General features: G+C 57.0%; 7 protein-coding genes and 1 other RNA gene. 4 read left to right on the forward strand and 4 right to left on the reverse strand.

Annotated elements, in window-relative coordinates:
- Nucleotides 1-13: 13 nt before the first annotated feature.
- From AUC61_RS10990 to AUC61_RS11000, 3 genes are all read right to left on the reverse strand, one after another.
- Entirely contained in the window at nt 14-988 is a 975-nt protein-coding gene (locus AUC61_RS10990; protein ID WP_243246029.1) for a hydroxyacid dehydrogenase, read from the reverse strand.
- Between the two features lie 192 nt (nt 989-1,180).
- Complete coding sequence (locus AUC61_RS10995; protein ID WP_243246031.1) at nt 1,181-2,098, reverse strand: LysR family transcriptional regulator; 918 nt, start codon at nt 2,096-2,098, stop codon at nt 1,181-1,183.
- A gap of 223 nt (nt 2,099-2,321) precedes the next feature.
- The gene (locus tag AUC61_RS11000; protein WP_243246064.1) at nt 2,322-3,203 is read right to left on the reverse strand and encodes an alpha/beta fold hydrolase; all 882 of its coding nucleotides are present in this window, start codon (nt 3,201-3,203) and stop codon (nt 2,322-2,324) included.
- 278 nt (nt 3,204-3,481) lie between these two features.
- On the opposite strand from AUC61_RS11000, the gene AUC61_RS11005 reads away from it, so the two are divergent.
- The gene (locus tag AUC61_RS11005; protein WP_243246032.1) at nt 3,482-4,393 is read left to right on the forward strand and encodes a LysR family transcriptional regulator; all 912 of its coding nucleotides are present in this window, start codon (nt 3,482-3,484) and stop codon (nt 4,391-4,393) included.
- A gap of 328 nt (nt 4,394-4,721) precedes the next feature.
- Nucleotides 4,722-5,459, forward strand: coding sequence for a hypothetical protein (locus AUC61_RS11010; protein ID WP_243246034.1), 738 nt, complete (start codon nt 4,722-4,724; stop codon nt 5,457-5,459).
- Nucleotides 5,460-5,574: 115 nt separating this feature from the next.
- Here AUC61_RS11010 and ffs read toward each other — a convergent pair.
- Nucleotides 5,575-5,671, reverse strand: an RNA gene (gene ffs / locus AUC61_RS11015) — signal recognition particle sRNA small type.
- Between the two features lie 454 nt (nt 5,672-6,125).
- Between ffs and AUC61_RS11020 the strand changes: the two genes are divergently transcribed.
- Together AUC61_RS11020 and AUC61_RS11025 are read left to right on the forward strand one after the other, a co-directional pair.
- Nucleotides 6,126-6,404 (forward strand): hypothetical protein, encoded by a 279-nt coding sequence (locus tag AUC61_RS11020; RefSeq protein WP_243246035.1) that lies wholly within the window; start codon nt 6,126-6,128, stop codon nt 6,402-6,404.
- A gap of 52 nt (nt 6,405-6,456) precedes the next feature.
- Complete coding sequence (locus tag AUC61_RS11025; RefSeq protein ID WP_243246037.1) at nt 6,457-6,945, forward strand: GNAT family N-acetyltransferase; 489 nt, start codon at nt 6,457-6,459, stop codon at nt 6,943-6,945.
- The last annotated feature ends 20 nt before the right edge of the window (nt 6,946-6,965 follow it).

The raw sequence follows: 6,965 nt of genomic DNA on the forward strand, positions 1-6,965 counted from the left end.
GGTAAATCTCCGGTCAAAGGGGAAGCAGGTCAGCGTTGACGCACGACGTACGAGGCACAGGCTTGCCGTCGAGGAAATCCAGTACGTTGTTCGCAGCATCCCGAGCCATTGCGGCCAGTGCCGCCGGGGTCGAACCGCCGACGTGAGGAGTCAGCACAACGTTGCTCAAGCTCAATAAAGGGCTGCTGGACGGCAGAGGTTCGATGGCCATGGTGTCCAGACCTGCCGCGTACAACTGCCCGCTGCGCAGCGCCTGGACCAGAGCGGCTTCGTCGACCACCTCGCCGCGCGCGGTGTTGATCAACAGCGCGCCTTCGGGAAGTATTGCCAGTTCGGCTGCACCAATGAGGTTGCGGGTCTGTGCCGTGAGCGGCACATGCAGGCTCAGAACATGACTTTCGCTGAGCAACGCTGCCAATGAGTCGACGGCCACAGCGCCCAGCAGGTCGCTGTCGGCTTTAAGAAACGGATCGTAAACCCGTACCGACATACCGAGCGCCTGGCACACCGTCGCGACTTTGCGCGCCACTTGACCAAAACCGACCAGGCCCAGCGTACGCCCGCTTAGCTCCAGACCGTCCTGCGCACGGGACCAGCGACCGGCGCGGATCTCGCTGTCCATCCAGCTGACTTTGCGCGCTGCAGCGAACATCAGGGCCAGGGTCATCTCACACACCGATTGCGCGTTGGCACCGGGCGTGACATAGACCGGAACGCCACGGGCTGTCGCCGCAGCAACATCGATATTGCTGACGCCAACGCCGTGTTTGGAAATGACTTTCAGGGTCGGGCATGCGCCGATCGCCTGTTCACTGAGGTCGAAAGTCCGCGAGATCACTGCATCAATCGGTTCGCTAGCCATCAGCCGTTCGATGTCAGCGACTTCCTGCCCTGCGCTGACAAACAGCACCCGACAGCCGCGCTGCGTGAGGATGTTCAGTCCGGCTGGAGCCAGACGCTCAGCGGTGACGAGAATGGTGTAGGTCATGGAGGACGCCTTGTTTTCATTATTGGCATCGGTTCAGACATCGTCAGGCGACATCCACCGTTATGGCATCCATGGTTAACCTATTCTTCGTATAAATCTATTTCCGCTTTTTTATTCAACTATGAATTTAATTGATGTAATTACCCACGACTCACCCTCGCTGGGGTAATGGGTAACACTCGAATAAAAGGCTCAGGTCAGATCGGAATGATCGGTGAACAATGCCGTACCTTCGCGCTTGAGCAGATCGACGACGTAAGCGGTGGGTGGCGAGACGTAAGCCTCGCGGCGCATCACCAGGCCGAAGCTGCGCTTCATGGTGGTTTCTGCCAGCGGTACCTCGCGCAAGTGCGCGCCAATTTTGCCCACGCCGAGGTTATGCCTGGAAATGAAACTCAGCAGAGGGGTGTGAGCAATCAGCCGCGGCATCATGTTGATGGAATTGGTCTGGATCTGAATCTGCGGCGTGTCCAGTTGGTGATTGAAAAACGTATTGTCCAGCCAGCGCCGTGTGGCCACCGTTGGCGCCGCCAACACCCAGCGCCATTCGCACAGATCCGCCATGACGATTGGGCGCTCGAACAACGCATGCTCGGCGCTGGCAACCACCACGACTTCATCCTGCAGCAGTGCGAAGGTTTCGAACTGAGCCACATCCACTGCCGACAACGGACAAATCAACAGGTCCAACTGCCCGGTTCGCAGCGAATTAAGCAACATGTCGTTCTGACCCGTGACGAGTTCCAGCGTCAGATCCGGGGCCGTGTCCAGCAACAACGACACCAGACTCGGCAACAGATACTCCGCAGCTGTCGGCCCGCAGCCGAGGCGTACATTGCCCACCGTGCCTTTGGCAAAGTCCTGAATTTCCCGACGGGTTTCCTGCACGCCCTGACGCAGAAGCCGGGCACGCATCAGCAGCAGCTCACCGGCTGGAGTGAGCCGCATGCGCCGCCCTTCACGAAAAAACAACGCAGTGCCGAGAGTCTCTTCCAGTCGCTGAATGCTTTTTGAAAGCGCAGGCTGGGTGCGATGCAGCTTTTCACCCGCGCGCCCCAGGTTGCCCAGATCAGCGATGGTTTCGAAATAGTAGAGGTCGCGTAAATCCATCAATACACATCCACATGGCGTTGGGTCTCTGCGCTATCCGGATTGCGTGAACCGGGTAACGAGCGCTCCATGATGGCCGGTGTATCGCCGCGATACGAGAGGAAAATCCATGGCGGGGCTCTACTGCCATGAGATCGAGGGTTTTCTTGCGGTCAGTTTGAGTGTGCGTCCGCCCGACCAGGAGGGGTCTGTTGAGCGGACGCTTTTCAGATACACGGACTGCTTACTTGCTCAGTTTCCTTGAAAGAAATTCGCTGATGTACTCCGCCACTTCCGGCGCATGGGTTTCCAGTGCGAAGTGGCCCGCGTCCAGCAGATGCACTTCGGCTGTCGGGATATCTTTACGGTAAGCCTCGGCACCCGGCGGGATAAACGCAGGGTCGTGCTTGCCCCACACAGCCAGCAGCGGCGGTTGGTGTTTGCGAAAGTACGCCTGAAACGCCGGGTATGCCGCCACGTTGGTGCGGTAGTCGAGAATCAGGTCCAACTGAATGTCTTCCGCGCCCGGCCGCGCCATGTACAGGATGTCGAGGTTGTAGCCATCCGGTGAAAGCTTCTGCGGATTAGATCCTGTCCCGTACTGCCAGTCACGAATCGTTTCCGGCGATAACGAAGGGCGGCAGGCCTCGCGGTTGGCGGCCGAGGGATCACGCCAGTAGGCTTGCCACGGGCCCCATTGATCGCTGAAACCCTCCAGATAAGCATTGCCGTTCTGGCTGATGATTGCCGTCACTTTTTCCGGGTTCGCAGCGGCAAGACGCAAGCCGGTTGGAGCACCGTAATCGAAGATGTACAGCGCATATTTCTTCAGCCCCAAGGCCTCGGTAAAGCCTTCGATCACCTTGTAGAGGTTTTCAAAGGTGTAATCGAATTGCCCTCGCGGCGGGGCTTTGGTGTTTCCGAAACCAGGTAAATCCGGTGCGATGAGGCGGTATTGGCTTGCCAGCAATGGCATGAGGTCGCGGAACATGTGGCTGGCGCTCGGGAAGCCGTGCAGCAGCAGGAGCACCGGCGCGTCCTTGCGGCCTGCAGCGCGATAGAAGACATCTACATCACCGACTTTCTGCGTGTGAAACGTGACACGGAAGTTATCGTCGAGCGGCATAGTGCTTTCCCCTGTTGTTGGTCCTTTGCTGGCCGCACTCACAAGAGATGCGCCGATAGCAGACGCTGCGCCTACCGCAGATGCCTGCAAAACTTTACGCCGACTGATGCCGAACGCTGGATCGGAATGGTTCATGGCAAGACCCTGTTTTGAATGAATTGAGGTCAATGCTATTCCTTGCGCTAAATGCAGAGAATCACCGTAAAACTCAATTCACCATTTCTATTTCTGCAATGCTGGTAGCATTTCCGTCACACTCGCTACGCTGCAGGCAGGACATGGACCGAATTCAGGAAATGACAGTGTTCGCCGCCCTGGCCGACCAGACCAGCTTCGCCGGAGTCGCGCGACACTTTGGGTTGTCCACCGCTACGGTGACCCGGGCAGTCGCCAGCCTGGAGAGTCGTCTGGGGGTGTTGCTGGTGGTGCGTAACACTCGCAACATGCGTCTCACTGAAGCCGGCCAACGCTTTGCCGTTGACTGCCATCGTTTGCTGGCCGACCTTGATGAAGCGGAAAACGCAGCGGGTGGTTTGCACGCACTGCCTGGCGGTTTGCTGACCGTTACCGCACCTCAAATGTTTGGCGCGCTGCATGTCACACCGGTTCTAACGCGTTTTCTCAGCCGATATCCGGCAATAGAAGTTCGCGCGATTCTGGTTGATCGGGTGGTGTCGATGCTGGATGAAGGGGTTGATGTCGCCGTGCGCATCGGCCCCCTGCCCGATTCCTCGTTGACGGCAATTCTCGTCGGCAGCGTGCGGCGCATGGTTTGCGCCTCCCCCGCTTACCTTTCTGCGCATGGCACGCCACAGCATCCGGACGACTTGCGCCACCACTCGACCATCTCGACCTCCGCATCAGAACGAGCCCCTCAGTGGCAGTTTCGAGTTGATGGCCACGACTACTCAGTGGACGTCGGCTCAAGGCTCAGCCTTACATCATTCCAGGCTGCCATCGGCGCAGCTGTGCAGGATTGGGGGCTGACCCAAGTGCCGTATTACCAGATACGCGAGCACCTGAGAGACGGGAAACTGGCCTGCGTGCTGGAAGCATTCGAGATCGAACCTGAGCCGGTTCACGTGGTGTATCTGGAGGGGCGACGCGGCTCGTCCAAAGTGCGCTCGTTTGTGGACTTCTGTGTCGAGGCGTTGCGCCAGGATCTGCGTTTTGAAGAAGGTGGCGCTTAACAGAGCTGGCTCGCTGCCCGCAGATCACGCCCTGCGCAAAGACAGAACCGGTAGGACCGAATTCATTCGGGAAGGCGGCATGCCTATCGACGCAAATCAGCGGATGTACCGACTCTATCCAAGGTACTCAAGTTCAGATTGAAGCGCGCTAAATCTCAACCGTCCCATCATCTTCTTCCTGATTCCGCCTGAACGAGCTCGCACATCAGCACATCGTCAGACCTGAGTGTTCCTGGCTGGGTATTCGAAACACCACAGCAATCTCGGCTTGCATTAGCCACAATCGCCCTCAAATTGCTGATACCAGCCTGCCACCAAGGAGCATTTCATGCAGTTTAGCTTTGACCCAGCGCTAGAATTCACCCTCCCGATTCAAAAAGAACTGGAAGACATGACGCGACAGGCATTCGCTACGTGTAAGGTGCAGTTCAGCAGTCCCGAAGATCATCCACTACCGCAATGTCAGTTCAATATCGGGGGCACGCTTGGAAATACCGGAAACCGAAGGGGTATTCATATTTCCTTTTCCAACGAAGCGCCCTTTGACATGCCCTCTGCAAAGCTTGAGCAATTGATACACCACGAGATGGTGCATTTTTTTCAGGCCAATTTGCACAAAATTGAACCAGACAGATACTTGCCTCAATGGTTCTACGAAGGTATGGCGGTAGCGTTCTCAGGCCAGAGCGTAATTGCCAGAAACAGCCATTTGGATGATGACTATAAGTACATGGGCCCCGGTACAAGCTGGGAAAATAATTTCCTGACGACAACCTACGCCCAGGGTAAAGCCTCGTCTTATGACTCATGGGGAGCCATGTTTATTTATGCTGTGACCGAACAGCAGAGCATTCTTCCCGAGCATGCGGTATACGGAGCCGACGGTGACTTGCGTGCGCAAGTAAGCGCAGCAGAATGCGCAAAGGCCTTGGCAATCATTAGCACCGCCTTTGAAAAGGGACTCAAAGAGGGAATTGAAAAAGGATTCAACTTCGCCCTGACTCATCACACAGGAAAGCAGCAGGTTACAGAGAGCGGCTTCCGTAAGTTCCTGGCGCCGGATTGAAACCAAACGGAGCAATTGCCAAGCGGACCAAAAGTTTGCAAGGCAATTGAGCGAAATATTCTGAGTTCAGACTTGAAACCCGCCAGAGCTGGCGAGCCTTAGAGATAGGTGGTAACCCCACCAGCCACACCCCGGCACACAATGTTCCCGCTGTGGCTGCTTCCTTCCGGATCTGACCAGGTTCACGGGTAATCGTTGCGGGGGGACCGATGGGGTCACCATAACGACACTCACCTGTCGGCGAGCCGCGCCATTGTACCGGTCTGGCGCGAAGTTACAACCCGTAATGCGGGATAAAAATTCGATAGCGCTCAAGCACTTGTGTGACGGGGGCCAGGTGGGTTGCAGCGCTCGGAATCGGGGCTTATAGTCGCGCCGTCACTGCATATCAGTGATCGGGTGTGGAAGCCCGGCTGTTCAAAGAGTACAGAAGCTTTTATCAATCATCGGGACCATAAGGTGTCCGATGGCTGTGTTATGGCGGCTGTGCGCTGGGGCACCTCCGGGTGCGCCGGGTTCTCTTTGACCGGTCTTCCACACCCGCGCACAGCTGCCACCCACTCATGTGGAAGTGAGTATTTGGCAGCTCCACCTCACAAAGAGAATGCCAAAAATGTTCAAAATAACTCCCAATCCCCCTGCCACCGCCACTCGCGGAGGTGCAGCATGAATCGCTTCATCCCCCTCAAAAGCAACAACACCGATAACCCGGTGATGCACATCGACAGCCAGGCACCGCTGGATTTTCTGTTTGCCAGCGCAGACCGGCGCCTTCGCATGGCGCGGCATCTATTGGAAACGCTGGACGGCGCAGACGAGTGCGACGTGCGTTGCATCGCCAATGCCGCATTGATGCTGTTGAGCGATGGCTGTGATGCGCTGAACGTGGTTGAGAAACAGGTGTTCAGCCCGCGCAGTTCTCTACGCACTTCTGTCACGCACTGAGCCATACTTCGCGCCGCCTACTTTTCTCGTCAGACGGTGCGATTTAGCAGTGATGAAAACGCAAGTTGTGAGCTACGAAACCCTGAACGAAACGCAGCGCCAGCAACTGGATGCGTTGGAGATTTTGCCGGAGCAACTGCCGTTTTCCGGGGATATTTATTGCGCACTGAACACGTTGCTGGTCCGCCCGAGTCCGAATATTCAGGGTGTGGCGTTGCTGGCGGATGACAAGCCGGTGGGCTTTTTACTGCTCAAGCGCGGGGAGTTTTTACCGCACTGGGCGGTGGAAGGTTCGGCGACGTTGCATGCGTTGCAGATTGATCATCGGGTTCAGGGGAAAGGTCTGGGCAAGGTGTTTTTGCAGGGGTTGCCAGAGGTGGCGCGGGCGACGTGGCCGGATATCGAGCAGCTTATGTTGTCGGTGGATGCGGATAATCTGGCGGCGCTGAATTTGTATGTCGGCCAGGGTTGGGTGGATACCGGCGAGGCGTACAAGGGGCGGATCGGGTATGAGCGGCGGTTGGTGTTGGAGATCAGATAGACCGAGGCGACGGCCATCGC

The sequence above is a fragment of the Pseudomonas maioricensis genome (genome assembly GCF_022790535.1).
Taxonomy (GTDB): domain Bacteria; phylum Pseudomonadota; class Gammaproteobacteria; order Pseudomonadales; family Pseudomonadaceae; genus Aquipseudomonas; species Aquipseudomonas maioricensis.

Bases quoted from the DNA above. Each gene is read 5' to 3' on its own strand.
- AUC61_RS10990 (WP_243246029.1), bottom strand. From the start codon at position 988: ATGACCTACACCATTCTCGTCACCGCTGAGCGTCTGGCTCCAGCCGGA.
- AUC61_RS10995 (WP_243246031.1), bottom strand. From the start codon at position 2,098: ATGGATTTACGCGACCTCTACTATTTCGAAACCATCGCTGATCTGGGC.
- AUC61_RS11000 (WP_243246064.1), bottom strand. From the start codon at position 3,203: ATGCCGCTCGACGATAACTTCCGTGTCACGTTTCACACGCAGAAAGTC.
- AUC61_RS11005 (WP_243246032.1), top strand. From the start codon at position 3,482: ATGGACCGAATTCAGGAAATGACAGTGTTCGCCGCCCTGGCCGACCAG.
- AUC61_RS11010 (WP_243246034.1), top strand. From the start codon at position 4,722: ATGCAGTTTAGCTTTGACCCAGCGCTAGAATTCACCCTCCCGATTCAA.
- AUC61_RS11020 (WP_243246035.1), top strand. From the start codon at position 6,126: ATGAATCGCTTCATCCCCCTCAAAAGCAACAACACCGATAACCCGGTG.
- AUC61_RS11025 (WP_243246037.1), top strand. From the start codon at position 6,457: ATGAAAACGCAAGTTGTGAGCTACGAAACCCTGAACGAAACGCAGCGC.